Below are 24,677 nucleotides of genomic sequence, written 5' to 3' on the forward strand. Positions count from 1 at the left end.
ACGTCGAGAAACGACAGGACGGATCCTATGGTCGACAATGGCAGATGTGACTCTCTCCATCGAGCCGCTTCGGTGCGGCACCCTCACGGCCGGCCGCAACATGTTCGAGGCGGGAGGTGACGACACGAAGGTCGTACTGCCGGTGCCGGCGTGGCTGGTCCGCCACGACGCCGGAACCGTGCTCTTCGACACGGGCATGCACCCCGACCTGACCGGTCCCGGCGAGTTCTCCGACACGGTGGCGTTGTTCTTCGACGTGGGGCTCGGCGACGACGATCTGGTCGACGCCCGCCTCCGGGGAGTCGAGGTCGATCCGGTCGACGTCGACCTCGTCGTGCTGTCGCATCTCCACTTCGACCACACCGGTGGACTCGCTCTCGTTCCTGATGCTCGTGTCGTCGTCCAGCGGGACGAATGGGCGGCGGGAGCGGACGACGACCTCGCTGCTGCGAACACGTTCCGCCAGTCCGAGTACCAACTCGGCCACGATGTCGTGTTGGCCGATGGCGAGCACGACCTCTTCGGCGACGGCCTCGTCACCTGCATCCCCACGCCGGGGCACACGCCAGGCCACCAGTCGCTGCGGGTCCGCCTGGCCGATCGTGAGGTCGTTCTGGCCGCGGACTGCGCCTACTTCACGTCGACGCTCGACGGTGGGCCGCTGCCTCCGGTCGGTCACGACCACGACCTCCATGCCCGGAGCCTCGAAACCCTTCGCTCGATGCGGGCTGCGGGCGCGACGATCATCCCCGGACACGATCTCGCAGCGTTCGACGCGCTGCCTTCGCGGCTCGTCTGAGCCCGAACCGCCGGAGGACAATTCATGCCGACCTTGAAGGCCATCGCCCCCGCCTTCGTCGAGATGGCCCATCGCATCGTGTGGTGCACGGTCGCGACGGTCGACACCGCAGGACGGGCCCGGTCACGGGTCCTGCACCCCATCTGGGAGTTCGACGACGGGGAGTTGACCGGTTGGATCGCGACCAGCCCGCTGTCGCCGAAGCGTGCGCACATCGACGCCAACCCGACCGTGTCCCTCACCTACTGGGACCCGTCGCACGACACCTGCACCGCCGACTGTGACGCCCGTTGGTTGCTCGACGACGACTCGAAGCGAGCGGCGTGGACCCGGTTCGTCGAGGGACCGGAGCCGGTCGGCTACGACCCGAGCATCGTCCCCGGGTGGGACGAGCCGACGGCCGAAGGGTTCGGCGTCCTCGAGTTGTCGCCGACGTACCTACGGGTCATGCCCGGGTCGGTGATGATGGCCGGCGAGGGCGAGTTGTTGACCTGGCGGGCGTGAACGTCAGACTCGTCGGGTGACCGACGTCTTGTTCATCTGTACGGGAAACGCCGCCCGGTCGGTGATGGGTGGGGTGTCGCTGCACGCCCGCCGCCCGGACCTGCGGATCGAGACCGCCGGGACGTTGGTCGTCGACGGCCAGCCCATGAGCATCCGGACCCGAGCGGCGATTCAGGGGGTCGGGCATCCGCTGCCGCTCCATGCCAGCCGGCAGGTCGATCCCGTCGACCTCGACCGGGCTGCGGTCGTGATCGCGCTCGCACCCGAACACGTCGAGTGGGTACGCCGGACGCATCCGGCCGCTGCCGCGCACACCGTCACGCTGCTGCGGCTGGTCCGTGACCTGAAGGCCGCCGACGGAGCAGGAATCCGTGAGCAGGTCCTGGCGCTCGGCGCCGGTGCCGCCGAGCTGGGTGACTGGGAAGAGGTCGTCGATCCCGGCGGCGGCGAGATCGACGTCTTCGCCGAATGTGCCCGTCAGATCGACGGACTCATCGACGAGCTGGCGCCCCGCCTCGGGCCGACGGGATCACTCAACGCCTCGTAGGTGGCCGTGCTCGTTGAGCGAAATGAGCGAGCGATGGCCTCGACTCGACGCCCGTACCCGTGTGATGCCGGTGTAGGCCGGCTGGAACACCATGTACTCCGCCAGGCCGAGGATGTGTCCGACGTAGGCGTTGATGACGCCGCCATGGCACACGACCGCAGCCGTCCGTGAGGGGTGCGCGGCGATGATCCGTTCCATCGCGTCGACGACGCCGGCCTGGAACTCGACCGGGTCGACTCCCTCCTCCGAGAAGTAGCCACCGGCCAACATCTCGGTCCAGCGTGGGTCGCCCTCGGCCTTGAGCTCCTCGATCGGTACGTAGGCCTCGGCGTTGCGGTCGTACTCGGCGACGCCGTCCTCGACCACGACCTGTTGCTTGGTCGCCGTTCCTATCGGCTCGGCGGTCTCGAGCGCTCGGGTCATGGGGCTGGAGTACACGGCGTCGATGTCCTCGACCGCGAGCCACTCGGCGGCCGCCCGGGCCTGGCGATGACCGAGCGGTGCCAACGGCGGGTCGGCAGCTCGACCAACGACCTCGACGCGTTGCGGGAGGGCGTGCCGGATGATCAACAGGTCCACGCCACCCAGCCTGCCCACCCCCGCTTCTGGGTGCACAAACGGGACGTCTCGCGTCCCGATCGCGCACCCAGAATCCGAGCTGTTCGTTCTGGGTGCATGATCGGGATGTCTCGCGTCCCGATCGCGCACCCAGAATCCGAGCTGAATCCGAGGTGATTCCGGGTTGAACCCGGAGGGCGGCTGATTCCGGGGCGGGGTCAGGTGGTGTGGAGGTCGGCGGGATCGGGTTCGCGGGTCCAGTCCCAGTAGTCGACGAGTCGCCACGGCGACAGGCCGTAGATCCGGCCGTCGTCGCTCTTGTACCAGGAGTGCTCGATCGACGGGTGCGTCCACACCATGGTGTCGAGCTCGGCCTGGGTCCGCTCGAACCAGTCCTTCGTCGCCGCCTCGGTCGCCTCGACGGTCCGTGCCCCGGCGGCGAGCTGTTGCAGGCAGCGTTCGATCCAGCGCATCTGGCACTCGCTGTGGAAGATCAGGCTGCCGCCGCTGGCGAGGTTGGTCCCCGGCCCGTACATGCTGAACAGGTTCGGAAAGCCCGGTGTGCTGATGCCGAGGTGGGCGGCCGGTGTGGCCCCCCAGGTCTCCTGCAATGTGACGCCGTCGCGGCCGACGATCTCCATCGGCCACAGGAAGCGTGTGCCGTGGAATCCGGTGGCGAAGACGATCACGTCGACGTCGACGTGGCCCTCGGCGGTCTCGATCCCGGTCGCGGTGATCCGCTCGATCGACTCCCGGTGCAGGTCCACGTGGTCGCGACGCAGGGTCCGGAGCCAACTGCCGTCGTCCTGGAGCGTGCGCTTCCCGGTGGCGGGGTAGTCGGGGATGACCTTGGCGAGGAGCTCGGGATCGTCGCCGACCTGGCCGGCGATCCAGTCGGTGAACATCGCCCGCGCCATGTCGTTGATCGCGGAGATCGACCGGTTGCCGTCGTCCCACTCGGGGTCGATGCGCGCAGCCTGCATACCGCCGTCGCACGCCGGCCAGAACAACAGGAACCGGAACCAGCGGGCGTAGAACGGGAGGTGGCGCATCGCCCAGCGGACACCGTCGGTGACGGCCTCGTGGTAGTGCGGGTTGGGGAACATCCACTGCGCGGTGCGTTGGAAGATGTGGAGTTCGGCGACCTCGTCGGCGATCGTCGGTGCGATCTGGAGGCCGCTGGCACCGGCACCGACGAGGGCGACGCGCTTGCCGGTGAGGTCGACGTCGTGGTCCCAACGAGCCGAGTGGAACGCCGGTCCGTCGAAGGCGTCGATGCCCTCGAGGTCGGGGAGCTTCGGTCGGTTCAGCTGGCCGACGGCGGTGATGACGGCTCTCGCCTCGATCCGGTCGTCGCCTCCGGGGCCCGAGACCTCGACCGCCCACGATGCGCCCGCCTCGTCCCAGACCATCCGTTCGACCTCGGTCTCCCATCGCACGTGCTGGTCGACGCCGTGACGATCCATCACCCGCTGGAAGTACGCCTGGAGTTCGGGCTGTCGGGAGAAGAACTCGGTCCAGTGGTCGGACGGTTCGAACGAGTAGCAGTAGAAGTGATTCCCCACGTCGACCCGCGCTCCGGGGTACTGGTTCTCGTACCAGGTGCCCCCGACGCCGGCGTTCTTCTCGACGATCGTGTACGGGATGCCGGCTTCACCGAGCCGCACGCCGGCCAGCAGCCCGGACATGCCGCAGCCGACGATCACGACGGGCAGGTCGGCGCGGACCGATGCGTCGATGCCCGACCAGTCGACTCGTCGAGGGTCGGTTCCGTCGAGGTCGAGCTCCTCGAGCATCATCGGCACGTACTCGTCGGGGACGGGTTCGCACACCAGCCAGCTCATCATCTCGTGGACGAGCGAAGCCGAGGGCGGCGCCGGCAGGACGCAGCCGCCGTCGCGGTACGTCATGATGGCCCGGAGGGCGCGGCGCCGGACCTCGGCCTTGGCGTCCTCGTCCATGAACCCCTGGACCTCGTTGAGGAACAGGCCGACCGGGCGGAGTCGGTCGTCGTCGAGCCACGACCGGTCGCCGGTCAGGTGCACCATCGAGAGGACGAGCGTCGGGATGCTGACGTCCTCGAGTGCGGCGGCGATGGAGTCGTCGTCGCCGCCGGGCTCGCTGGCGACGATCGGCTCGCCGGCGTGAGGAGATCGGGTCATCAGGTGGCTCCGATGGTTCGGCGGTACTGGAGATCGAGCGTGCGGCGCCCCCAGGCGAGGACGACCCAGGGGACGACCAACCACAGCCCGTTGAGGAGGAGGAACTTGATCCACAGGTCGACGAAGCTGCCGGTGTCGACGTTGGGGTAGCCGTCGAGGATCTCGCTGCCGAAGTAGACGACCGTCGAATAGAGGTGGACGACCGCGGTGGCCATGAACGCGAGGGTCGCGGCCGGTGCGCGCCCCCGACTCCGCCACCAGAGCCACAGTCCGGTCATCCCGATGATCCCGTTGGTGACCGAGAGCAGCTCCATGGTCACGAGCGTCGGGTCCGACGTCGCATACCGGCCGTCACCGCCGTCGATGTACATCCACCACAGGTACGCCCACGCCGAGTCCGGAGAGTCGACGATCCGGTCGTGGAGCGCGAGCCAGCCGAGCTCCCAGCTCAGGTGTGTCGTGTAGGTGATGCCGAACCAGACGAAGCACATCGACTGCACCCGGGCGGCGAGCGAGCGGGTCGGGCCCGTCCACCACGGCGTGGAGAGCAGCCCCAGGATCAGGACGAAGAAGATCACGCTCGTGACGTCGGCGGTGACGCCACGATCGGTGTCGAAGCCGAACCGGGCGACCGCACCGGCGGGGAGGGTGAGCGCCAGCACGACCACCAGCGCCAGCACCGCCATCGGGGGGCGTCGCAACGGCGCGGGGCCGTCCGCGACCGTGGCTTCTTCGGTCGTCGTCGTCGCTGCGTCCATGACGGTGGCCCCCGGATCTGACGGTGTGTCAGATCGTGAACCTACCCGAGCGTCACGCCCCGGATTCGTGGAGAGCGACCGTCGTGGTCACCGACGTGAGGAAGTCGAGGTCGACGTCGACGCCGATGCCCGGCCCGCTCGGGACTCGGACGGTTCCGTCGGACTCGAGCACGGCCGGCCGGGTGACGATGTCGCGGTGCCAGTACCGGTCGGCGGCCGAGATGTCGCCCGGGAGGGTGAAGCCAGGGAGCGCGGCGAGCGCGAGGTTCGGGGCTCGCCCGATGCCGGTCTCGAGCATGCCGCCGTGCCAGACGGGGACGCCGGCCGCGACGCAGTGGTCGTGGATCGCCTTGCCGGCGAGGTGTCCGCCGACGCGACCCGGCTTGATGTTGATCACCGACGTGGCACCGAGCCGGATCGCGTCGACGGCGACGGCTTCGTTCACGATCGACTCGTCGAGACACACCGGGGTGTCGATGGCGGCGACCAGGTCGACGTTGTCGACGAGCATCTCCTCGGGGAAGGGCTGTTCGATCAGCAGGAGACCGAACTCGTCGAGGGCGGCCAGCGGAGCGATGTCGTCGGGCCGGTAGGCGGCGTTCGCGTCGACCTGGAGGCCGAAGTCGTCGCCGTGGACGGCACGCAGGGCTCGGCACGGTTCGAGGTCCCAGCCGGGTTTGATCTTGATCTTGATGCGGGCGTAGCCCTCGGCGAGGTGGTCTCCGGCAGTCCGCACCAGGTCGTCGAGCGTGGGGAGGATCCCGATCGACACGCCGACGGGGACCCGGTCGACGGTCGCGCCGAGGTGGTCGGCGAGGGACACGCCCGCAGCGCGGAGTTCCGCGTCGAGCACGGCGGCCTCGACCGCAGCCTTGGCCATCCGGTGGCCCTGCACCTCGGCCAGTGCCGTCGCGACGTCTGCTCCGTGACGGACACCGGCGTGGAACAGCCGGGGGAGGAGATGGTCGCGGGTGACGCACTCGCAGCCCTCGGTGTACTCGCTCGAGTAGAGCGGCTGGGTCCCCGCCGTGCACTCGCCCCAACCCTCGACGGCCCCGTCGGGGCCCGTGGCCAGGACCCGTACGAGGAGGATGTCGCGGAAGGTCCACGTCCCGAAGCTCGTCTGGAACGGCGACACGAGTGGCAGTTCGATCCGGCGCAGCTCGACAGCGTCGATCGTGATGCCGTCGTCGGGGAGTGTGGTCATCGTTCCTCCGTGGTGAAGACGTAGCGGCCGTCAGCGTCGATCGCAGTGGGCCGCCGGCCGGTGGCGAACGCCTCCACCATCGCGGCCCGGACCTCGTGGCGCCAGCGAAGGGCCTCGTCGGGCCGGCTCCCTCGCAGTGCGACGATCGCCTCGGGCGTGGGGACACCGGCGGGGTCGGGTGGTGGCGTGGGCAGCGGCGCCTCGAGGGCCCGCGTCGTCCGTTCGCTGGTGAGATCCCAGTGGACCAACAGCCGGTCCGAGGGCTGGCCGCGGTTGATCTCGTCGTCCATGGCGCCGTACAGATCGACGATGTAGCGGTCGCCGACTGCGCCGAGGTGGTGCAGGTTGAAGCGGGCGTTCTCGCGGACCAGCGGGTCGAAGGTCCACGACACGTGTTCGATCCCTCGCTCGAGACACCACGCTCGTTGGTGGCGCTTCAGGTCCCGGCCGATTCCACGACCCTGGGCCGACGGAAGCACGGCTGCGAGGTGCGAGTGGAGGTGCAGGCCGTCGTCGCGGACGCCCACGAAGCCGGCGCACATCCCGACCAGGTCGCCGTCGTCAGCAGCGGTGGCGACGTACCAACCGGCGAACGTCAGGGCTCGTGCGATCGGCCGACTGACCGGCGGGGCACCCCACACCTGCTCGGCGAGCGAGAGCGCGCGGTCCACTTCCTCGTCGGTGTGCGCCAGCGCGATCTCGACCACGACGTCCAGTGTGGCGGTCCGCTCACGACGGCGCAGCGTTCTCCAACTCGACCAACGCCTTCTCGATCCCGTCGGCGATCTGGAACGGATCGGGCACCGACTCGGGACAGGCCATGAACCCGAAATCGATGTTGTCGCGGTACGAGAACACGGTGATGTTGAGGCTCATGCCCATGAGCAGAGGGCCCATCGGATAGATCGCCTCGACCATCCCTCCCGCGATGTAGAGCGGGAACGGCGGGCCCGGCACGTTGGAGATGACGACGTTGCTCGCCGGCGGCGTGAACCGGGCGAGGTTGTTTCGGGTGTACATACGGGCGGCCAGCGCGATGAGCCCGGGAGGCGTCGTCTCGGTCACGCCCATGATCTGATGGACGGCCATCGCCTGACGCATCTCCTTGGCGGCCTGCGTCGACGCATGGATGGTCATCAGGCGGGCGACGGGGTCGTCGACGTCCGTGCCCAGCGAGCAGGTCAGCGACCCGACCTTGTTGCCGACCTCGTCGTCGCCCTCGACCCGCATCGACACCGGGACCTGCGCGGTCAGCGGGGCCTCGGGGAGATCGCCGATCTCGATGAGGTAGTCGCGCATCGCCGTCGCACAGAGTGCGAGCACGATGTCGTTCATCTTCACGTCGTAGGCCTTCTTCATGGCCTTGACGCGTTCGAGGCTCACGCTGGCGTTGGCGAAGGACCGGTGTGGCGTGGGGTCGACGTTGAGGGTCGTCCGCGGGGCCTGGAGCGGAAGCGTCACGGCGTTGCCGGTCGCCATCGGAATGGCGACGGCCGCCTGCTGGATCGACTGACGCGCGAAGCGAGCGAGGCGGAACGGCGTGCGGACGGCGGTGTTGAGCGCGCCGCGGGCCAGGAGTTCGATCGGGCTCGGGACCTCCTGCCCGGCAAGCGAGTCCTTCACCTCGGGGTTGGCGGGGCGCGGTTCGGGGGTGAGGTCGAGCAGCACCTCGGCGAGGCCGGCACCCGACATCCCGTCGATGAGCGAATGGTGCATCTTCTGGAGCAGGGCGATCCGTCCGTCCTCGAGCCCCTCGATGACCCACGCCTCCCACAGCGGCTTCTGGCGGTTGAGCTTGTAGCTCGTCAACCGACCGACGAGCTCGCCGAGCTCTCGGGCGTCTCCCGGTTGGGGCACGGCGATGCGGCGCACGTGGTAGTCGACGTCGAGGTGTTCGTCCTCGGTCCACCCGGGGCGGTCGAGGCCGAGGGGGACGTCGACGAGCTTGTAGCGGAGCTGGGGGACTTCGGGGATCCGCGACACCAGGAGGTCGCGGAAGCGGTCGAAGTCCCAGCCGTCCTCGTGCGTGCTGGGGTCGATGATGATCAACCCCGAGATGTGCATGTGCCAGTTCGGCGTCTCGCCATACAGGAACGCTGCGTCCTGGCCACTCATCTGTCGCATCGGTGATCCCCCCAGTTCGGTGGGGCGACGGTACTTCGTCCGACGGGCCCGGACGTCGCAGGCGTTGGTATGGTCCGGACACGGATCGGACGATGGATCGACTGGGCGGTGGTCAGCGGTGACTGCTCGCCGCCCGCCCTACGACGATCCGGTCGAACCCGGCGAACCCCTGCACGAGCTGCTGGAGCGGTCTTCAGACCTGATCTTCCGGTTTCGCTTCGCCCCGACCTACGGGTTCGAGTACCTCAGCGCCTCGGTACTGCGACTCACGGGGTACACGCGTGAAGAGCTGTACGGGGACCCCGACCTGATGTTGGGCATGATCGTTCCGGACGATCGACCACGGGTGGAGTCGATCATGAGCGACGGCCGCGCCGAGGACGAGGAGATGTCCGTCGTGTCGTGGCGCCACAGGGACGGTCGCCTGATCTCGACCGAGCAGTGCAGCGTCCCGATCCTCGACGAAGACGGCAACGTCGTGGCGGTCGAGGGCATCGCTCGCGTGGTGACCGACCGACTCGTCATCGAGCGACAGCTGCGCGAGCTCGACCGAGAGCTCGGCGAGACGCAGGCACTGGCGAAGCTCGGTTCCTGGACCTGGGACCTCGTGACCGGCGTCGTGCAACTGTCGGACGAGCTCGAGCGAATGCTCGGCATCGACGTTCCGTCGTCGGACCAGACCGCGAACCTGCTCATGGAACACGTGGTCCCCGAAGACCGACCCCGAGTGGAGCGTGAGATCTCCGCCGTACTCGCGTCGGGCGGCTCGTACACGGTCCCGATGCGCGTCCTGGTCAGAGGCGAGGTGCGATGGATGATCGGGCGGGGTGAGACGGTCCCGGACGAGACGGGTGCGACCGTCCGCTTGTTGGGGACGCTGGTCGACGAGACCGAGCGGAAGCTGGCGCAAGAGGAGTTGGAGGCGAGCAATCGCCGCTTCCGGGTCACCATGGAGTCGGCTCCGGACGCGGTCATCGGCGTCGACCGCGCCGGCCTCATCGTCTTCGCGAACAACCGGGTCGAGGACCTCTTCGGTCATGTCCGCGACGAGCTGATCGGTCGTTCGGCCGGGGTGCTCTTCAGCGGGGATGTGGGCGATGTGCTCGCCTCCGGACCGGCCGGACCCGGACGGGACCTGATGGGTCGCCGTGAGGACGGGTCGGAGTTCCCGGTCGACGTCAGTCTCAGCTCCATCGACGTCGGCGCCGGCCCCGAGACCACCGTCTTCATCCACGACGCGACCGACCGTCGACGGGCGGAAGAGGTGGCCAGACATCTCCGCGAGGCGGGTGCACGGCGCCGACAGGCACTGGAGATCAACGACCGGGTGATGCAGGGGATCGCCGCCGCCGTCTATGCGCTCGAGTCGGGAGACGCCGCGATGGCGGCGAACGCCGTGGCCGGAGCGTTGGAGGCGCTGCGCGGCATGGTCGGCGACCTCCTCGCAGAGCAGAACGAGACGTCGCCGCTCGCTCCCGGCGATCTGGTCCGGGCCGTGCCGGCGGCGCTCGGGACCGAGTTGGGGGTGAGCGCCGTGACGCCGGCCGGGGTCGCGACGATGCCCGATCCCATCCGGATCGTCCTCGCCGACGACACCTATGACATCCGGTTGTTGCTGCGCGTGTCGTTGGGATCGATGCCCGAGTTCGAGATCGTCGGCGAGGCCGAGAACGGGCAGGAGGCGATCGACGTCACCGAACAGCATGCGCCCGACGTGATCCTCCTGGACCTCGCGATGCCCGTCCTGGACGGACTGCAGGCCATCCCCGAGATCCGTCGTGTCTCGCCTGCGACCAAGATCATCGTCCTCTCGGGGTACGCGAGCGCGCAGGTCGAGGCCGAAGCCTTGGCCCTGGGGGCCGTCGCGTACGTGGAGAAGGGTTGCCCCACCGAGGAGCTGGCCGACCGGATCCACGCGCTCTGCCCTGGTCACGACGTCCCGCCCGGCCGCATGAGTGACGCCGGCGAGCATCAGCCGATCTCCGATCATGACGACCTCGAGCTCTTCCTCTCGGTGTTCGCGCACGAGATGCGCTCGGTCACGACGGTCATCGGTGGGACGGCCGAAGTGCTCCGGAGTCGGACGGAGCGCGTGCTGCAGGGCGACGATCAGGAACTGCTCGAGAGCCTGCACCGCAACGCGCTCCACCTGAGTGCCCTCGTCGCAACCCTCTCCGAAGCGGCAGCGCCGTCGGCAGGGTCGCGGCTCGACCTGCAGACCCACGAGTGCGACCTGGTCACGCTCGTGACCGAGGCGGTGACCGACCTGGAACACCTCGCCGAGGAACACGAGATGTCCGTCAGCGCCGTTGCCGAGCCCCGTGTCACCGTCGATCAGGTGCGAATTCGCCAGGTGTTGACGAACCTGATCGGCAACGCCACCAAGTACTCCGCCACCGGAACCCGGATCGACGTGGAGATCGGGCGGTCGGGAACCGCTGCGACGGTGACGGTCCGCGACGAGGGTCCAGGAGTTGCCCCGGCGCAGGTCGATCGGATCTTCGACCGGTTCGTCCGCGGCGATGTCCGCGGCGACGGCCTGGGTCTCGGTCTGTTCATCGCCCGCGGCATCGCCCGGGCGCATGGTGGCGATCTGGTGCTGCAGGAGACCGGGGCCGATGGGAGCTCCTTCGTGCTCAGCCTTCCCGCGGTCTGAGACTGCTCAGAGTCGACCGGCAGCGCGTGCGGCGTCCTCGGCGGCGGTGACCTGCGCCTCGACGATGTCGAGCCCGGCGTTCCAGAACGACGGGTCGGTCAGGTCGCAGTCGACGATCCGGCCGAGTTCCTCGGGCCACCTCGACCCGCCAGCGGCGAGCAGCTCGAGGTACTGGGGCACGAAGTCGGCTCCGCGTGCCTCGTACTGGGCGTACACCGAGAGGGCGAGCAGCTGGCCGTAGGCGTACGCATAGACGTAGCCCGGGGTGCCGATGAAGTGCGGGATGTAGCTCCACCAGTCGCGGTAGCCGTCGCTCACGTCCATGGCGTCGCCGAACAGGTCGCCTTGCGTCCGCGCCCAGTGGTCGCCGAAGTCGCTGACCGAGAGTTCACCGATGTCGCGCCGGTGGGTGTGCACCGCGTCCTCGAACCGGTTCATCGACACCTGGCGGAACACGGTTGCGATCGACCCCTCGACGTTCTGCGCCAGCAGTGCGAAGCGGTCGGCGGGGTCGGTCGTCTCCGACAGCAACCGGTTGAAGGTCACGGTCTCGCCGAACACCGATGCGGTCTCGGCCAACGTCAGCGGGGTCATCTGCTCGAAGACGCCCTGGGGCCGAGCGAGGTAGCCGTGTAGGCCGTGCCCCAGTTCGTGGGCGAGCGTCATGACGTCGTTGGCCGTCGCCGTGTAGTTGAGGAAGACGTAGGGATGGTGGTCCGGCACCGTGTAGGCGCAGAACGCCCCGCCCCGTTTGCCGGGTCGGGTGGGGGCGTCGATCCACCCCTCGGTGAGGAAGCGGTCGACGACGCTCGCCAGCTCGTCGGAGAACGAGGCGTAGGCGTCGCGCACGATCGTCTTGGCCTCGTCCCAACCGATGTGGCGGTCGTCCTCGGCCACGGAAGCGTTGCGGTCGTAGTCGGCGAGCCGGTCGATGCCGAGCACGCCGGCCTTGAGCCGATACCACCGTTGCGGGATGTCGTAGCGGGCGACCACCGCGTCGACGAGCGCCTGGACCGAAGCGTCGCTCGCCTCGTTCGAGAGGTTCCACGAGCTGATCCACGACGGGTAGCCGCGCAGGTCGTCCTGGATGCGTCGGTCGGCGAGGAGCGTGTTGAACACGTAGGCCCGGGTCCGCAGGCCCGGCTGCAGCCCGGCGCTGACGGCGTCGGCCGCGACCCGTCGGGTCTCGCGATCGGGGTGGTGCAGCCGCGACAGCGCGGCGTCGAGACTCATCGACTCGCTCGTGCCGTCGGGCGCGGGCAGATCGACCTCGATCGCCGAGGTCTGCTCGGTGAAGAGGCGCACCCATGCCGACCGACCGGTCGGCGCGGTGTTGGCGAGCAGTCGCTCCTCGATCTCGGACAACACGTGGGGCTTGCCGGCCCGCACGGTCTCGAGGTGATGCCGGAACGGAGCGAGCGCGCCGTCGGCCATCATCGACTCGGCACGATCGTCGTCCACCGCGACCCACTCGAGGTCGAACCAGACGAGTTCGGCGGAGAGCGTGCTGAGTTGCTCGCTCACCTGCTGCATGAGCGCGCCACGTTCGGGGTCGCTGGTGTCGGTCGAGAACCGCAGTTGGGCGTAGTTCCCCGCTCGATGTGCCCGCTCGTAGATCGAGGCGAGCCGATCGAGGAGCGCAGCGAGCCCGTCGGCGTCGAGCTCGTCGATGGTGCCCCGGGCGTCGACGGTCAGCGCCTTCGCGTCCTCGAGTGCGCCCGTGACCAGCGTCTGGACGTCGGAGTCGCCGAGGAGCGTCTCGAGATCCCAGGCAACGTCCTCCGCCCCGGTGACGGTGGCGCTCACGCGGCGATGTCGAGGGTGTCCGTGGCCGCCGCGGTGGCCTTGGCGCTGCGCTTGCCGACCCGGTTGCCGATGAGGAACGCGCCGAGGATCAGCTTGAACGAACGCCGGATGATCCGGAAGACGAGGCGGATCGCTCCACCGATCGTGGCGTTGATGATCGAGAAGAACAGCTTCACGATCCCGAGCACCAGACCCACGACCTTCATGACCAGGCGCCACAGGGCGAACGTGATGTCGGAGGCCAGCGCCACGATGCGTCGGATCAGCGCGAACGCGACCCGGATCGGCAGGAGCAGCGTCGCGATGACGATGGCGACGATCCGGACGATCAGACGCACGATGCCCACGGCGAGCCGGAACGGTGCGGTCACCAGTCGGAACAACGAGCGGATCAACCCGCCCTTCTTCGCGGTGTCCCCGGAGACCTCGTCGATCTCGATGACTTCGACTACGTCGGTTGCCTTCTTCATCCCATGATCATGGCGCACTTCGCGGTGGTTTCGCGCCGCCGCCTGTCACACCGGTCGGAACCGCACGAGCGCGTGGCCCGATGGTGTGTCGTCGAAGACCGCGGTGACGCGCATGTCGACGGTGACGGTGTCGGGATCGCAGTCCACGATGTTGGTGATGATGCGCGGTCCCGGTCGGTCTCCGGGGATGTCGAGTTCGACGTAGGCGACGACGTAGGGCGCCGACTCCCGGTATGCGCCCTGGCCCCGACGGGGGATCGAGAAGCTGTAGATCGAGCCGGTCCCGGCCAGTTCGATCCAGTCGATGTCGAACGACGAGCAGGCGGGGCAGTATCCGCGCGGGTACCAGATGACCGTTTCGCAGCTTCGACACCGGGGCACGACGAGGCGGTGTTCGGCGGCAGCGTCCCAGAAGGGCGCGGCGTCGTCCTGGATGCTCGGGTCGAGGGCGGGGAGTTCGCTCATGACTGCCTCCCGAGGATCACGGTGGCCGAGGCGTGCCGTGTCCCGATCGACCCGCCGGTGCCGTGGGCCAGGGCGATGTCGCAGTCGGGCACCTGGACGGCGGGGTGGGCCTCCCCGCGCAGCTGACGCACGGCCTCGATCACCTTGGTCATCCCTCCGCGGTTGGTCGGGTGGTTGTTGCACAGGCCGCCGCCGTCGGTGTTGAACGGCAGCCGTCCGTGCGGCGCCTGCAACGCACCGTCCTCGACGAATCGGCCACCCTCGCCCTTCGCGCAGAAGCCGAGGTCCTCGATCGTCTGGAGCACGGTGATGGTGAAGCTGTCGTAGATCGATGCGTAGTCGATGTCGTCGTGGGTCACGCCCGCCTCGGCGAACGCCCGAGGACCGCTCCACAACGCGCCCGTGTGGGTGAGGTCGATGCGGCCGTTGTCCGCGTGCTTCGGCGCCTCACCGTGGCCGAGCACCACCGGTGCCGTCCGATCGAGGGTCCGGGCGACCTCGGGCGAGACGACGACGAGGGCACCACCGCCGTCGGTGATCACACAGGAGTCGAGGCGGTGGAGGGGGTCGCACACCATCGGCGAGTCGAGGACCTCGTCGACGGTCACGACGTCGCGGAGGAAGGCGTCGGGGTTGTGCTGTGCATGGGTGCTCGCAGCGACCTTGATCTCGGCCAACTGGGCGCTGGTCGTGCCGTACTCGTGCATGTGTCGGGTGGCGGCCATGGCGTAGTTGGTCAGGACCGAGGTGCCGTAGAGGGCTTCGAAGCTGAACTCGGGCGCCGCCTGCATGCGTCCTGCGCCGCCCGGTGGCGCGCCACCCGTGCGTGGCTTCCCGGCCAACGTGATCAGCGCGACCGAACACTTGCCGGCGGCGATCGCTGCGGCGGCGTGCCCGACCTGGGCGACGTAGGACGAGCCGCCGATCTCGGTGCTGTCGACGTACGACAACCCGGTGAGGCCCAGGTACTCGGCCATCGAGATGGGTCCGAACCCGGGCGCATCGCCCGAGGCGAAGTAGGCGTCGACGTCGTGGATCGTGAGGCCGGCGTCGGCCAACGCCCCGACGGCCACCTCGGCGTGGATCTGCGGCGTCGTGCGATCCGGGATGGTTCTTCCCGGATGCTCGAAGACGCCGGCGATGTGCGCTGCCCCACGGATGCTCACGACCGGAGTCTTATCAGGCTGGCTGGCGCCGGCCCGCTTCGGTGAGGGCGCCCGGATGTCGCACCGCCCTGACCCCGAATGAGTAGGGCGAACAAGCCAATGAGTAGCCGGTTCGGGCGACACACCGGCAGCCGTGGAGGATCATGACCTCATGCGCTCCTCCGGTACCCCGTTCCTCTGGCTGGCGCTCGTCGCCGGTGTGTTCTTGTTCGCGGGTTGCGGTGACGACGATGCGGCGTCGAACGACGGAGGGGGCGAGACCTCGCCGAGTGCGGACGAGTCGTCGACGCCCGCAGCCGACGACGGCGACCCGGCCGGCGACGCGGGTGATGCGGAGAGCGACGTCACGGTGACCGTCGACGGCACCGTCTACGCGGTCACCACCGTGCAGGAGTGCTCGACCGAGACGGACCTCGACCGCGAGACCGATGTCGGGGTCTACGGGTATGCCGAGACCGGGGAACGTGTCGAACTGGTCCTGAGCTACCAGGGAGCCGAGACCAGCCCGACGGGAACCGACCAGTACTTCGGTCGTGTCGGGATCTCGTCCGGTGAACTCTCCGCGAGCGTCACCGCCGACGAGCCGTTCGACTTCCTCACCGACGATCGGTCGTCCGTCGTCGGTTCGCTCGAGATGGAGACATCCACCGAGCCGATCCGCACCATCGACGTCGACATCGACGTCACCTGCCCCTGACCATCGTCACCTCCTCCGGAGCCCACACCATGCCGTCCTCTCGTCCACTTCGGTCCTTCGCCGCGGCGCTGGCCAGCGCCGCGCTCGTCCTCGCCGCATGCGGGTCCGACGGCGACGACGACACCGCCGTCCCCGACGAGACCTCCGGCACCGTCGCCGATGCGCAGGATCCCGACGACGGTGACACGTCCGACGACACGCCGGACGACGAAACCGACGAGTCCGAGGCTCCCTCTGGCGCCGACCACCCGATCGTCTCGTTCGCGGCGCACGGTCCCGGTGCGCCCAACACCTCCGGCCCTGCCTGCGCCATGGGGATCGACAACACGTCGCTGAACCTGTTCCGGGTCACCGCTCCGGCGGGGTGGGAGCGGCGTGGGTCCACGGGTGGCAGCGGTGACAGCGACATCGACTACGAGGTCGGCGACGCAAGCGTCATCGTCACCATGGCCGAGAACGAGGACCAGGCCGACTTCATCGACGTCACCCTCGGTGACGAGGTCGGCGAGGCGGACCTCGACGGCACGACCGTGCCGATCGTCGAGGCGGCCATGGACGACACGACCGGGTACGCCATCGCCGACGTGGTCTACGTGACCGGTCTTCCACAGCAGTTCGGATTCGAGAGCGCCATGACGATCGTCGTGGCATGGTCGGATCCGTCGGCCGTGTCGCTCGAGGACGCCACGAGCGTGCTGTCGAGCATTCGGGCCGAACGGTGCGCCGTGATCGCCGACACCATCGTCGCCATGACCGCCGCCGACGTCCTGGCCGTGCCCGAGTTCGAGAACGACCCTCTCGACAAGACCTACCCGGGTGGCGACCAGCCACCGTTCGACATGGTGAACGCCGTCGACGTCTGGTCGGTCGACCAACTCGCCTACCTCCTCCCGTTCTCCGAGCCCGTCGATCATTGCGTGGCGGAGTCGCTCAAGAGCGACCTTCCGGCCGACTTCCCCCTGGGGATCTCGGCCGTCTCCGCGGTCGGTGTCCAACAGGACGCGCTGACCGCCATCGCCGACGCCTGCTGATCGCCGGCTCCGGCCGAGCGTCGACCTCAGGCGAGGTGGCGTCGTCCGGCGTCGACCCGGAACGTCTCCTCGGCGGTGACGGCCGATCCCTCGATCGAGGCGTCGGTCACCAACCGGTACTCGGCGGTCCATTCGTCGGCCCCGATGGTGTGCAGCACCCAGCCCCGTCGTCGGGTCTCCGACCACCGGATGTGGGGCGACGACAGCTCGACCAACGAGCCCGCGCCACGTAGCTGGCTCGGCACATCGGACGACACGCCCGGTGCCACGAACTCGACGCCGACCTCGTCGGAGTCCTCGTCGTCGAAGTCCGCTCGCAGGTCCGACACCCAGGACGAGTGCACGTCGCCGGTGAGCACCACCGGGGTCGGGGAGCCGGCGAGCGTCTCGAGCAGTTGGAGGCGCGCGCCGGTGTAGCCGTCCCACTGGTCGAGGTTCCAGAGCGAGTTCCCGCCGAGGAAGCGCCACTGGTGCACGACCACCTGCTGCACCACGGTGGTCCACAGGGCGTCGTGGTTCGGTGCGACGTCGGCCAACCACGCCTCCTGCTCTGCACCCAGCATGGAGATCGTCGCGGTCTCTGCGCAGCGCGGACCGAGGTCTTCCCCGCAGGGCTGGTCGTCGCGGTACTGCCGGGTGTCGAGGAGGACGAATCGGGTCAGGCCACCCCAGTCGACCGTGCGGTGGATCGCGAGGCCGGGACCGTCGGGCGGAGCGATGCGGGTCGGCGTGAACTCCCACCATGCGCGGTACGCAGCGGCGCGCTGGGCATCGAAGTCGGCCGACGGCGGTCCGTCGTTGGGGTCGTTCCCCTGGTAGTTGTTCGCGACCTCGTGGTCGTCCCAGACCATCAGCCACGGGGCGACGGCGTGGGCCGCCTGCAACGCCGGGTCTGCCTTGTAGCGCCGCCAGAGCTCGCGGTACTCGTCGAGCGTCGTCGGTGGCGGGGTGTCGTCGGGGCGGACTGCGCCGCCGTCCGACTCGTACACGTAGTCGCCGCAGTGGACGACGAGATCCGGAGCAACGGACGCGACGTCGTCGAGCGCCGTCCAGTACCCCGACGAGCGCCGCATGCACGACAGGTGACCGACCACGAGGGGTTCGTCGGGAACGACGCCGGGTGCCGGCGCGGTACGAGTGCGGGCCGGCCTCGTCACGTGCCCGTCCATGGCGAAGCGGTACCAGTAGGTGGTGTCGGGTCGGAGGCCGGTGGCCAGGGCCCGACCGGACATCCCGGTGTCGGGGGTGGCGTCGACCGGCGCCCGTTGCACGATCGACCCGAAGGCCTCGTCGACAGCGAGCTCGACCACCAGCTCGCGCTCGGGCGTTCGATCGATCCACGTCCACAACACCACCGACGAGGTGTCCGGGTCTCCCGAGGCGACGCCGAGGGCGAACGGGTCGGTCCCGATCGGTGTGCCGAAGTCGACCGGCGCGATGGTGTTCTCGGTGGGGGGAGCCGTCGTGCTCGACGACCCACCGTCGTCGCCCTCCCGGTTGCACGCGGCGAGTCCCAGGGCCGCGCCGGTGGCCACACCGATGAACTCGCGCCGAGTCGGTCTCCAGGGACGCAACACGTCAGCTCCGGGTGTCGCCACAGACGACATCGCGGTGGAGGCACGAACGGACCTCGCGCTCGAGCGCGTCGGGGTCCCACAGGTTCCAGAAGTCGGCGTGGGCCGTGAAGGTCTCGCCGGCGCTCAGCATCAGGCCGTCGGCGTCTCCGGAGTACGGGTAGCGGACCACGAGTTCGAGCTGTGGCACGGGCGTGGGGTGCGAGTCGGGGCAGCCGTCGGATCCGCTGTAGGCCATGTGCCGGCGGTGGTCGTCGCTGTCGAGGTCACGGTCGTTCCAGCAGTCCGGAAAGGTGATCCGGAGCCGGAGGTCGCCGGTGCAGTCCCGGGGCGCCTCGGCGCGGAGGTCCGCATCGGAGCACGTCCAGCCCACGATCTCGGTCGGTTGAGGTCGTGTCGATGCCGCCTCGCCAGCGATCATCTTCAGCCCGTACGGGTAGGCCTGTACGGTCGTCGGATCGACCCCACGGCCGGCGCGGTAGTAGACGTCCGCTCCGTCGGGAGCAACTCGTTCGTGATCGGCGTCGAGCAGGGCAGGGACCCAGTACGACGCGTGGTCGGCCTTGGTCTCACACGTCGTGTCCTGCCCGCGGGCGGTGTCGGCCGTCGATGTCGCGTCGATGGCGACGTTGCCGAAGAACTCGTGCAGGTGCGACGACCCGGGCTGGTCGGGGAAGACGATGGGGTCGTCAGGGGCGTGGTGTGCCGGGGCGCACACGGTCACGAACCGTCCTCGGTGATCGGGGAGGTCGGGTGGTCCGGTGGCGGTGTCGCCCACGCCGCACGACGCGAGCGCCGCCGTCACCGTGACGGCGGCGAGGACCCGACCCGCGATGGTCACGGGCGGTCGGGGAGACCGATCGCCGCGAGGTCGGGGAACGCGGGCGGTCCGACCTGCGGCTCCGCCGGTGCGTTCTCGGGGTCGTCCATGCCCGGGAGGTCACCGATCGAGGGGAACTCGTAGGTCGCGTAGTCAGCCGAGTCTGGTCGGTCCTGGTCGACGATCTCGAGGAAGCGGGCCACGTCGGTCGCGATGTCTTCGGCGTCGGAACCGTCGCAGGGCGCGAGGTCCTGGAGGCCCTCGGGCGACTGGGTGGTGAGCACGTTGTCCGAGAAGCAGTTCCCGGAGCCGAGGATCATCACCAGGTCCCACTCGCGGCTGTCGGAGATGTCGTTGCCGACGACCCGGTTGCCGGTCGCCGGCCAGATCAGCTCGCCACCGAGGCCCTCGCGCACGTCGTCGGATGCCGGTGCAGCGTCCTCGGTGCAGCCGGTGGGCGGCGTCTCGGGGATCGGAGCGATCGGGTCCTCTTCCGGGAAGGGGACGATCGCGATGCCCGAGACGTCGTGGTCCCAGATCCGGTTGCGTTCGATGACGTTGTCGACACCCCCGGGCGTGATGATGCCGTTGCCCTGAGCCAGCCGAGCGGCTGAGATCGCCGGGGTGTCGCCGTTGCTGTTCTCGTAGACGAGGTTGCCCACGACCGACGTCTCACGTTCGGGCGCGCAGCCCTCGTAGGAGCCGGAGTTGGGGACGATGCCCGCCCGGTTCCGACGCCATTCGGAGTTGATGATGTAGAGGTCGCCGCCGGCGTTGGTGCCCGAGTAGCCGAGGCCGTTGTACTCGGCGATGACGTCGTCGATCACGGCGTTGCACGGGTAACACTGACCGATGTAGAAGCCGGCGTCGGGGCTGCCGGCGCCGTAGCTGTGCTCGAGCACGCCGTTGACCGACCCGAAGGCGTAGATCCCATAGTCGCCGTTGCGTTCGGCGGTGAGGTACGAGCCTCGATAACCGTCGACGTGCGTCCAGAAGACCCCGTTGCGGGTGTAGTTGCGCAGGGTCATGTTCTCGACGACCACGCCGTCGGCCTCGAGGACACGGATGCCGTTCTCGAGTTCGAACTCACCGTCGAGGATGACCTCGTTGCGGTCGAGGCCGCGGATCACGAGTTGGTCGGTGGTCACGTCGACGGCCTCGTTGTAGGTGCCGGGTGCGACGAGGACCAGCGAGCCGGGAGCGGCAGCGTCGACCGCTGCCTGGATGGTGTCGTAGTCGTCGGGGACACGGAGGGTCGACGGCGCTCCGTCGTTGCCGTCCTGGTCCGTACCGTCCTCGTCGGGAGATGACGTGTCGTCGTCGCCACCGCAGGCCGCGGCGACCAACCCGAGGACGAACAGCAGCGCGAGGAGTCGGACGAGCCGACCCGGCGAGGTCCCGGGGGCCGATGAGGTCCGGGTGTACGTGGTGTTCATGTCATTCCCCTGGTGTGGTGACGGTGATGGTGCCGACCATGCCGACATCGATGGTGCCGTGGATCGAACAGAAGTAGCGGTACTCGCCTGGTTCGGTGAAGCGGTACTCGGCGGTGCCCCGCGGACCGAAGTCCTGGGTCGGGATCGCCCACTCGGCATCCTCGTCCTCGGGGATCACGTTGTGGTCGTTGCGGCCGGCGTTGACGAACGTGATCGTCGTGCCGGCCTCGACCGTGGTGTCCTCGGGGTCGAACACGTTGTCGACGGCGAGGATCTCGGACTCGGCGTCGACGAGTTCGACCGCCGGGTCGTCCGAGTCGCCGCAGCCGGCGAGCGGTGCCACGAGCACGGCCATGAGGAGGAGTCGGCGAACCACGAGGGCACCCTAAAGCGCGCGGTAATGTCCCGCGCTTGATCCGACGATCCCCAGGTGAGCACGCATGAAAGCCGAGCTCGCGGCGGCGCGTCGGACGCTCGTCAGCTACCGGGGCACGTCGGTCGGGACGCAGGCCTACGTCGTGGGCCGACTGGTGGTCGCTCCGCTACGGGCTCTGCGCGCCGAGACCGATCTCATCGACGGTGACCTCCTGTCGCTGGGCTGCGGTCTCGGGGTGGTCGAGCGCTCCCTCGCGGCCACCAACCCATCGCTGCGGATCGAGGGGGTCGACCTCGACGCCGCCAAGGTCGATCTGGTCTCGGCCACCGCCACGAGCAGCCCGCGGGTCTCCCTCCGTCAGGGCGACGCAACCACCCTCGAGGGGGGCGGCACCTTCGATGCCGTGCTCGTCTGCGACCTGATGCACCACCTCGACACGGACGGTCAGCAGGCGCTCGCAGCGGTTGCCGTCGCCAGCCTCCGCCCCGGTGGCACCTGTCTGGTCAAGGACCTCGACGTCGCACCCCACTGGAAGCACGAGTGGAATCGTCATCACGACCGTCTGGTCGCCGGTCCGGACCCCATCCTGTGTCGACCGCCGGGGGCCATGGCCGACCTGTTCGTCGACGCGGGGTTGGATCTGGAGCAGAGCGATCGCATCGATCGGCCGTGGACCCCGTACGCCCACTACCTCCTGAGACTCCGCCGACCGGGATGAGGCTCGCGAACGAGCGACGTCGCTGGTGGGCGCTGTTCGCCCTGCTGGGGATGGCGACGACGGCATGGGCGCTGGCGTCGCCGCTGATGGCGGGGCATGACGAGTCGAGCCACGTCGTCCGGGCCGCGGCGGTCGCGAGGGGACATGGGTTCGGCCGTCCTGCACCCGACGCCTTCCCTCCCGAGCCGAACGTGTTCATCGAGGTGCCAGCACCCGAGGCGTACGCACTCGCCAAGCGTGTCGGGTGTTTCAACAAGCGTCGGGACGTCACCCCGGACTGCGCTCCGTCGTTCGCGGGTGGACACGACGTCGACTGGGTGCTGACCTATCAGTTCCGCAGCCAGCCGGCGTATTACGCCGCCGTGGGTTGGACGTCGCTGATCGACCCGGCGGCCGACGGCGTGTACGCCATGCGGGTGGTGAGCGGGCTCCTCTGTGCCGCGTTGTTGGCTTCGGCGTTCACCTCGGCACGCGTCGGCGCACACCCCCGGTGGACGGTGCTGGGTGTCGCTGTGGCGCTGACGCCCGAGGCGCTCTATCTCGCTGGGTCCGTCAACTCGAACGCGGTCGAGGTCGCGGCGGCCGTGGGTGTCTGGGCCGCGCTCCTCGCACTCACACGCGTCGACGGACCAGCTCCTGCGCGCCTGGTGACGCGGGCCGGCGTGGCGATGGTGGTGCTGGTGGGTACTCGGGGACTGTCACCGCTGTTCGGCGCGATGATCGTGGCGCTCGTCGCGCTGCTGCTCGGTCGTGATCGCAGTGTCGATCTGCTTCGACGTCGCGATGTCCGATGGTGGGCGGTCGCAGTGGCGGGCACTGCTGTGACCTCGTTGGCCTACGTCGAGTGGGTGCGCCGTCAACTACCGATCGAACGGGCCGGCCAGGGACTCGGCACCGCGGTCGACCAACTCGGTTGGTACCTCCGTCAGGGGGTCGGCATCTTCGGATCGAACGACATCCCCCTGCCGTGGCCGGTGTACGCGATCTGGGCACTCGCTCTGCTCTGCGTGGTGGTGGCTGCTGTGTCGCGCTTCGACGGGCGCGGCTCGCTGGTCTTGGCGGCGACGGTCGCGGCAGGGATCGGCATCCAGATCGGAGCCGAAGGGTTCAGCCTCCCGCCGATCGGTTTCTTCTGGCAGGGCCGCTACGCGCTGCCCCTCCTCGTCGGCGTGCCGATGGTGGCGACGACGGTCGTCGCCACGGCCACGGGCCCCGCCCGAGTCCGTCTCGATCGCGTCGCGCTGGTGACCGGTCCGCTGGCGGCGCTGACGGTGGCGGGTCACCTGCTCGGGTTCCTCCAGGCGGCGCGCCGCTTCGCCGTGACCCTCGACGGACCGGCCAATCCGCTGGAGTGGATGGGCGAGCAGCGATGGACGCCGCCGCCGGGGCCGATCCTGGTGTGGACCGTGGTGTTCCTGGTGGGCATCGGTGCTGCGACGGCGGTCGCGTTGCTCCCGGGCCCGCGGGTTCAGGTGTCGTCGACGTCGACGTCGACGGACACGGGGCCACCCAGCAGCGGGGCGTAGTCGGCGGCCAGGCGGTCGAAGTCGAGGTCGCGGAGAAAGCGGCTGAAGGCCACCTGTGCGGCGAGCGCGTTGACGTCGCGGAAGACCTCGGGAAGGAAGCCGGGCGGTTCGATCAGTCCTTCGTCGTAGAGGTCGTTGATCGCGCCCATGTTGTTGATGTCGACCTTGCCGCAGAACAGGACGGGGATGCGGTCGAGGCGACCGGACCGGATCGCCACCCGCATGTAGGCGTAGGTGAGCACCAGGCCCTTGCCGTAGCCGAGGTCCTTGGTGAAGGGGAGTCCGGTGGGTGTCGACCCGCGGAAGACGCGCATGGCGGTCTGCCAGCAGAGGTCTTCGTCCATGCCCTCGGTGCGGAAGTGCTCGACGACGTCGACGAATGTCGCACCGCTGTTGGCGAGCGCGATGGCGTCGATGCGGTCGGCGATGCGGAGCAGTCGAGCCGGGTGCGACGTGAGCGACAGGATCTCTGTGAGCGTCGCCAGCCCTTCCTGCGTGACGTTCACCGGCGGCGGGGCCTTGCCGAGGAACGTGCAGATCGGTTGCGCGATGCCGTTGGCCGACGTCCCCACGTGGACCCAGCCTTCGTGTGACTCGAGCTGTTCGAGCTGACGCTCGGAGAACATGGCGTCGGCGCGCAGCTTGATGTAGCTCGAGCCGGCAGCAGCATCGGCCACGATGCCGTCGTCGGCTGCGACGTCGACCATGCCCGGGCCCATCGACTGGTCGAGCTTCTCCTGGAGGAGCTTGACGGCGTCGTCGCCGTTGATGGTCTTCTCGTCGCGGTCGTCGATCGGCAGGTCCGACACCCACGACAGCGCCTCGCGGAACTGGCCGGCCAGGTCGGCGACCGTCGGCCCGCCGGCGTGGAACACGTCGTCGGTGGTGCCGTAGAGCTGGGCCGAGATCGACCCGAACGTCTCGGTTCCGCGAGCCTCGAGCAGGTCGAGGGTCAACCGGTACTGCTCGCACGTGCGCTTGAGCAGTTGGGCGACGCCGGACGTGGTGCCCAGTGTTCCGTTGATCTGCAGTTCGATGTCGAGGAAGCGGTCTCGGGTCGCTTCGAGGTCGAAGCCGAGGTCGCGGCCGGCGTACCAGTCGGCGTCGACGGCCGGCTGTTCACGGCACTTCGAGGCGAAGAACGTGTCGCGGATGTCGTCGTCCCACTTGATGGCGTTGAGGATCCGTACCGGTCCCTGGGCGTCGACGATGGCGTCCGAGATCGACCGCACCGTCGATTCGTAGCTGTCGTCGTCGTACGCCGTCATCCGACCAGG

At 69.0% G+C, this 24,677-nt stretch carries 23 protein-coding genes; 8 read left to right on the forward strand and 15 right to left on the reverse strand.

Annotated features, from left to right (window positions below; all coding sequences use genetic code 11):
* Positions 1-46 precede the first annotated feature (46 nt).
* From AB8619_RS18855 to AB8619_RS18865, 3 genes are read left to right on the forward strand one after another with little or no spacing between them, the layout of a single operon-like run.
* Positions 47-799 carry an N-acyl homoserine lactonase family protein gene (locus tag AB8619_RS18855; protein WP_436794168.1) on the forward strand — a complete coding sequence of 251 codons (753 nt, stop codon included), beginning with the start codon at positions 47-49 and terminating at the stop codon, positions 797-799.
* A gap of 24 nt (positions 800-823) precedes the next feature.
* Positions 824-1,303 carry a pyridoxamine 5'-phosphate oxidase family protein gene (locus tag AB8619_RS18860; RefSeq protein ID WP_436794169.1) on the forward strand — a complete coding sequence of 160 codons (480 nt, stop codon included), beginning with the start codon at positions 824-826 and terminating at the stop codon, positions 1,301-1,303.
* Positions 1,304-1,319: 16 nt separating this feature from the next.
* Positions 1,320-1,850, forward strand: coding sequence for a hypothetical protein (locus AB8619_RS18865; protein WP_436794170.1), 531 nt, complete (start codon positions 1,320-1,322; stop codon positions 1,848-1,850).
* Here the strand turns inward: AB8619_RS18865 and AB8619_RS18870 are convergent.
* The 6 genes from AB8619_RS18870 to AB8619_RS18895 form a co-directional block, all read right to left on the reverse strand.
* Positions 1,833-2,429 carry a histidine phosphatase family protein gene (locus AB8619_RS18870; RefSeq protein ID WP_436794171.1) on the reverse strand — a complete coding sequence of 199 codons (597 nt, stop codon included), beginning with the start codon at positions 2,427-2,429 and terminating at the stop codon, positions 1,833-1,835. The two genes, AB8619_RS18865 and AB8619_RS18870, sit on opposite strands and share 18 nt — an antisense overlap.
* 197 nt (positions 2,430-2,626) lie before the next feature.
* Entirely contained in the window at positions 2,627-4,570 is a 1,944-nt protein-coding gene (locus AB8619_RS18875) for a flavin-containing monooxygenase (RefSeq protein ID WP_436794172.1), read from the reverse strand.
* A complete protein-coding gene (locus AB8619_RS18880) occupies positions 4,570-5,328 on the reverse strand; it encodes an EXPERA domain-containing protein (protein ID WP_436794173.1) in 759 nt (252 codons plus the stop codon). Before AB8619_RS18880 ends, AB8619_RS18875 begins: the two co-directional genes overlap by 1 nt.
* A 52-nt stretch (positions 5,329-5,380) precedes the next feature.
* A complete protein-coding gene (menC, locus tag AB8619_RS18885) occupies positions 5,381-6,511 on the reverse strand; it encodes an o-succinylbenzoate synthase (RefSeq protein WP_436796414.1) in 1,131 nt (376 codons plus the stop codon).
* Between the two features lie 20 nt (positions 6,512-6,531).
* Positions 6,532-7,242 (reverse strand): GNAT family N-acetyltransferase, encoded by a 711-nt coding sequence (locus AB8619_RS18890; protein WP_436794174.1) that lies wholly within the window; start codon positions 7,240-7,242, stop codon positions 6,532-6,534.
* 22 nt (positions 7,243-7,264) lie between these two features.
* On the reverse strand, positions 7,265-8,659 hold the full coding sequence (locus AB8619_RS18895) for a WS/DGAT/MGAT family O-acyltransferase (RefSeq protein WP_436794175.1): 1,395 nt from the start codon (positions 8,657-8,659) through the stop codon (positions 7,265-7,267).
* Between the two features lie 118 nt (positions 8,660-8,777).
* Here AB8619_RS18895 and AB8619_RS18900 point away from each other — a divergent pair, with 118 nt between their 5' ends.
* On the forward strand, positions 8,778-11,315 hold the full coding sequence (locus tag AB8619_RS18900) for a PAS domain S-box protein (protein ID WP_436794176.1): 2,538 nt from the start codon (positions 8,778-8,780) through the stop codon (positions 11,313-11,315).
* A gap of 6 nt (positions 11,316-11,321) precedes the next feature.
* On the opposite strand, the gene AB8619_RS18905 is transcribed toward AB8619_RS18900, so the two are convergent.
* The 4 genes from AB8619_RS18905 to AB8619_RS18920 are packed head-to-tail and all read right to left on the reverse strand — an operon-like array spanning position 11,322 to position 15,222.
* Positions 11,322-13,121 (reverse strand): M3 family oligoendopeptidase, encoded by a 1,800-nt coding sequence (locus AB8619_RS18905; RefSeq protein WP_436794177.1) that lies wholly within the window; start codon positions 13,119-13,121, stop codon positions 11,322-11,324.
* Positions 13,118-13,591, reverse strand: coding sequence for a hypothetical protein (locus AB8619_RS18910; protein WP_436794178.1), 474 nt, complete (start codon positions 13,589-13,591; stop codon positions 13,118-13,120). The genes AB8619_RS18905 and AB8619_RS18910 overlap by 4 nt, the downstream gene beginning before the upstream one ends.
* Positions 13,592-13,636: 45 nt before the next feature.
* On the reverse strand, positions 13,637-14,056 hold the full coding sequence (locus tag AB8619_RS18915) for a Zn-ribbon domain-containing OB-fold protein (RefSeq protein WP_436794179.1): 420 nt from the start codon (positions 14,054-14,056) through the stop codon (positions 13,637-13,639).
* Positions 14,053-15,222 carry a thiolase domain-containing protein gene (locus tag AB8619_RS18920; protein ID WP_436794180.1) on the reverse strand — a complete coding sequence of 390 codons (1,170 nt, stop codon included), beginning with the start codon at positions 15,220-15,222 and terminating at the stop codon, positions 14,053-14,055. The genes AB8619_RS18915 and AB8619_RS18920 overlap by 4 nt, the downstream gene beginning before the upstream one ends.
* A gap of 151 nt (positions 15,223-15,373) precedes the next feature.
* Between AB8619_RS18920 and AB8619_RS18925 the strand changes: the two genes are divergently transcribed.
* Both AB8619_RS18925 and AB8619_RS18930 read left to right on the forward strand, forming a co-directional pair.
* Positions 15,374-15,919 (forward strand): hypothetical protein, encoded by a 546-nt coding sequence (locus AB8619_RS18925; protein WP_436794181.1) that lies wholly within the window; start codon positions 15,374-15,376, stop codon positions 15,917-15,919.
* Positions 15,920-15,948: 29 nt separating this feature from the next.
* Positions 15,949-16,950 (forward strand): hypothetical protein, encoded by a 1,002-nt coding sequence (locus tag AB8619_RS18930; RefSeq protein ID WP_436794182.1) that lies wholly within the window; start codon positions 15,949-15,951, stop codon positions 16,948-16,950.
* 26 nt (positions 16,951-16,976) lie between these two features.
* Here the strand turns inward: AB8619_RS18930 and AB8619_RS18935 are convergent, their stop codons facing one another.
* From AB8619_RS18935 to AB8619_RS18950, 4 genes are read right to left on the reverse strand one after another with little or no spacing between them, the layout of a single operon-like run.
* Entirely contained in the window at positions 16,977-18,527 is a 1,551-nt protein-coding gene (locus AB8619_RS18935) for an alkaline phosphatase D family protein (RefSeq protein WP_436794183.1), read from the reverse strand.
* Between the two features lies 1 nt (position 18,528).
* Positions 18,529-19,365 (reverse strand): DUF1996 domain-containing protein, encoded by an 837-nt coding sequence (locus AB8619_RS18940; protein ID WP_436794184.1) that lies wholly within the window; start codon positions 19,363-19,365, stop codon positions 18,529-18,531.
* A complete protein-coding gene (locus AB8619_RS18945; RefSeq protein ID WP_436794185.1) occupies positions 19,362-20,780 on the reverse strand; it encodes a right-handed parallel beta-helix repeat-containing protein in 1,419 nt (472 codons plus the stop codon). The genes AB8619_RS18940 and AB8619_RS18945 overlap by 4 nt, the downstream gene beginning before the upstream one ends.
* A 1-nt stretch (position 20,781) precedes the next feature.
* Positions 20,782-21,156, reverse strand: a complete 375-nt coding sequence (locus AB8619_RS18950) for a cupredoxin domain-containing protein (protein ID WP_436794186.1) — start codon at positions 21,154-21,156, stop codon at positions 20,782-20,784.
* A gap of 64 nt (positions 21,157-21,220) precedes the next feature.
* On the opposite strand from AB8619_RS18950, the gene AB8619_RS18955 reads away from it, so the two are divergent.
* Together AB8619_RS18955 and AB8619_RS18960 are read left to right on the forward strand one after the other, a co-directional pair.
* Positions 21,221-21,874, forward strand: coding sequence for a class I SAM-dependent methyltransferase (locus AB8619_RS18955; RefSeq protein WP_436794187.1), 654 nt, complete (start codon positions 21,221-21,223; stop codon positions 21,872-21,874).
* On the forward strand, positions 21,871-23,400 hold the full coding sequence (locus tag AB8619_RS18960; RefSeq protein ID WP_436794188.1) for a DUF2142 domain-containing protein: 1,530 nt from the start codon (positions 21,871-21,873) through the stop codon (positions 23,398-23,400). Before AB8619_RS18955 ends, AB8619_RS18960 begins: the two co-directional genes overlap by 4 nt.
* On the opposite strand, the gene AB8619_RS18965 is transcribed toward AB8619_RS18960, so the two are convergent.
* Positions 23,343-24,668 (reverse strand): flavohemoglobin expression-modulating QEGLA motif protein, encoded by a 1,326-nt coding sequence (locus tag AB8619_RS18965; RefSeq protein ID WP_436794189.1) that lies wholly within the window; start codon positions 24,666-24,668, stop codon positions 23,343-23,345. The two genes, AB8619_RS18960 and AB8619_RS18965, sit on opposite strands and share 58 nt — an antisense overlap.
* Positions 24,669-24,677 lie beyond the last annotated feature (9 nt).

This window comes from Actinospongiicola halichondriae (genome assembly GCF_049103745.1).
Lineage (GTDB): Bacteria > Actinomycetota > Acidimicrobiia > Acidimicrobiales > Salinilacustritrichaceae > Salinilacustrithrix > Salinilacustrithrix halichondriae.